The organism is Mesorhizobium sp. M4A.F.Ca.ET.050.02.1.1, from assembly GCF_003997725.1.
Classification (GTDB): domain Bacteria; phylum Pseudomonadota; class Alphaproteobacteria; order Rhizobiales; family Rhizobiaceae; genus Mesorhizobium.
This window is the reverse complement of sequence record NZ_RZSG01000976.1, coordinates 1-1,986: the sequence shown is the minus strand read 5'-3', so window position 1 is coordinate 1,986 and position 1,986 is coordinate 1. Positions and strand designations below refer to the sequence as shown.

The window sequence follows — 1,986 nt, the reverse complement described above, 5'->3', positions numbered from 1 at the left end:
CGTCGACACCGTACCGGTCTCCCATTCGTTGACCAGCTTGACCGGGTCGAAGCCATTTCGGGTGTCGTCGACCTCACCGACCGTCATCATCGCTCCATGAGCGGACAAATGCGCCGGCTGGTTTTCGGCAGCCGCAACCGCCGGCATCTCGTGACCGGCATGGCTTGTCTGCCCGCGCGCCGCGCTTGCCACCACCGCTGTGCCGCCGGCAGCCGCGAGGCCGCCGGCCAGAAGCAGCCTTCGATCGAGCTTTCGCCCCAGCAAGGATTTCGTCTCGATCATGCCTACATCCTCCAGATCGCGGCGAGCATAGCGGATGCTTTAAGATTTAGCTATAGCTATATTCTGTTGACACGGATTTGGCAGACGCGGCAACGCAGGCTATCGCAAGAGGCTACTGCGCCGCCGTCCTCTTGGCCGACACTGCGATGATGGGACCCGCGGGATACTTCCCGCCGACGATCATCCTGTCGCCATCCGACAGCGCCGAGACCACGCCATCGAGGAACAGCGCATTGGGACAGGACAACGCGTCGCGGAACAGCCGCGCGAAGCTGCCAAGGCTGACTTCCGACCGCGAGATCGCCAGCACGACGGTATCGCCATCGCGCACGCCAACCCCGTTGCGGACATAGCGCGAGGTTCCATTCTGGTCGAAGCGCGGATGCAGCGCGCCATTGATCACCAGCATCGGGCCCGACTGCGTGGCGAAGACCGCATCGGGCTTGGCGGCGGCATAGGCGCTGCTTTCCATGACCGCGGCCTTGCCGTCCCTGCCGATCAGGAACACGCCGTTCGGCTTCAGGAAGAAATTGCCCTCGGCATTCGCAAGGTTGAGCGGCGCCTTTTCGTTGCCATCCTCGACAAGCAGGCCGACCGGCGTCAGGTCCTCGTGGTACATGCCGCCATTCATGGCAAGCAGGACCGGCCGCCCCAGCCCCTTCATCGCCTTGTCGAACACCTCCAGCGACCCGTAGGGTTTGCCGTCAGCGCCGGCATGAAAGAGGCCGACGTCATAAGAGTTGAGATCGATCTCGCAGACGACATAGGGGACCGCCTCGAAGCTCAAATCCCGGCACGGAGCGGGCAGTCCGCCGATGACGAGCGGCGGGCGTTCCCGCGGCCTCAGCCAAAGGGCCGCGGCCAGGGCGACGAGCAGGACGCCGATCAGGATCGTCGCGAGATAGCGCTTTTTCATTACGCTCCGGGAGGATTGGCAGCCTAGGGGACTTGGTGCAGCGTCAGGCCATCTTTTGCGCCATTTCGGCGTCAGCAAGGCAAATACCTTGTTTCGGTCAACCTATGGGTTTATTTGATGGTTATGTTTCGAGCCTGGCTCCCACAGGCGTGAAAGGATTATCCATGAGCGGTATCAACGACTACATCGACAGCGAAGTGAAGAGCAACGACGTGGTGCTCTTCATGAAGGGCACGCCCGGCTTTCCGCAGTGCGGCTTCTCCGGCCAGGTGGTTCAGATCCTCGACTATATCGGGGCCGACTACAAAGGCGTGAACGTGCTGACGTCGGCCGAGCTGCGCCAGGGCATCAAGGATTATTCCAACTGGCCGACTATCCCGCAGCTCTATGTCAAGGGCGAGTTCGTCGGCGGTTGCGACATCGTGCGCGAGATGTTCCAGGCGGGCGAACTGCAAACGTTCCTCGTCGAAAAGGGCGTCAGCGTCAAAGGCGCCGCCTGACTGAACGCGCCTGCCGGCGCCTGAGCGCCGGCGCTGCCTTCCGGGGCTGCCCCCACCTCGGCACTTTGGTTCCCGATACCGGGAACGAGACGGATCGATGCGCCGGTCAACCGGCGCAGGTTCGTTTGGAAAATCGGATCTTGCCGTGGACAAGCAGGCAGTGGCGCAGCAATCGGCAAGCAACTTGCCCATTCCGCGCTGGGAATTCATCGCGCTCTGCGCGGCGCTGATGGCGCTCAACTCGCTCGCCATCGACATCATGCTGCCGGCGCTGCAGCAGATCGGCGC

General features: G+C 62.7%; 2 protein-coding genes and 2 pseudogenes. 2 read left to right on the top strand and 2 right to left on the bottom strand.

The window, feature by feature from the left end; translation table 11 throughout:
- Both EOA33_RS33870 and EOA33_RS33865 read right to left on the bottom strand, forming a co-directional pair.
- Window positions 1–282: pseudogene (locus tag EOA33_RS33870) on the bottom strand (copper oxidase); the annotation flags it as partial.
- Window positions 283–394: 112 nt separating this feature from the next.
- Window positions 395–1,198, bottom strand: coding sequence for a phosphodiester glycosidase family protein (locus EOA33_RS33865; protein WP_127407593.1), 804 nt, complete (start codon window positions 1,196–1,198; stop codon window positions 395–397).
- Between the two features lie 164 nt (window positions 1,199–1,362).
- Here EOA33_RS33865 and grxD point away from each other — a divergent pair, with 164 nt between their 5' ends.
- A complete protein-coding gene (gene grxD / locus EOA33_RS33860) occupies window positions 1,363–1,698 on the top strand; it encodes a Grx4 family monothiol glutaredoxin (RefSeq protein ID WP_126054844.1) in 336 nt (111 codons plus the stop codon).
- A 97-nt stretch (window positions 1,699–1,795) separates the two neighbouring features.
- A pseudogene (locus EOA33_RS41100) lies at window positions 1,796–1,986 on the top strand (hypothetical protein); the annotation flags it as partial.

Excerpts from the sequence above, each read along its gene's own strand:
- EOA33_RS33865 (WP_127407593.1), bottom strand. The coding sequence starts at position 1,198 with ATGAAAAAGCGCTATCTCGCGACGATCCTGATCGGCGTCCTGCTCGTC.
- grxD (WP_126054844.1), top strand. The coding sequence starts at position 1,363 with ATGAGCGGTATCAACGACTACATCGACAGCGAAGTGAAGAGCAACGAC.